The sequence below is a fragment of the Haloferax sp. KTX1 genome (assembly GCF_902410085.1).
Classification (GTDB): Archaea; Halobacteriota; Halobacteria; order Halobacteriales; family Haloferacaceae; genus Haloferax; species Haloferax massiliensis.
Genome location: NZ_CABPRH010000297.1, coordinates 1 through 406, shown reverse-complemented (window position 1 = coordinate 406; position 406 = coordinate 1). Strand labels below are relative to the sequence as shown.

Below are 406 nucleotides of genomic sequence, written 5' to 3'. Positions count from 1 at the left end.
GTGAGCGACGACCTACGTACGCGTCTCGGCGTTCCGGAATTCAACTCCGCCCCGATCGCGTCAGAGGACTCAGTCCTCGGACGAATGCTCGCGTTTCCTGCACAGGTGAGCCAGTACGCTCCAACGGTGATCGTCTTGGGCTTGCTCCTGTCAGGTGGTCTGATGGGCGCGTATGGGTCGGGTGTCGGCACCTCATTCGAGAATGAAGATTTTCTTCCCCCCGAGGAGATTCCAGCCTACCTCACAGAGTTGCCTGAGTCGCTCAGTCCAGGTGAATATACGATAACGTCGACGATTAACTTGCTGGATGACAAATTCGGGAGCAGTCAGGGTAGTACTGTGAAAATATATGTCCAGGGGAACCTCAAGCAAGATCACGCTCTCGAAGCCCTCGCCGCTCCGAACG

Annotated in this window: 1 pseudogene; it reads left to right on the top strand. The window is 56.2% G+C overall.

Going from position 1 to position 406, the window contains the following annotated elements:
• Nucleotides 1-406, top strand: a pseudogene (locus FY251_RS22945) (RND transporter); the annotation flags it as partial.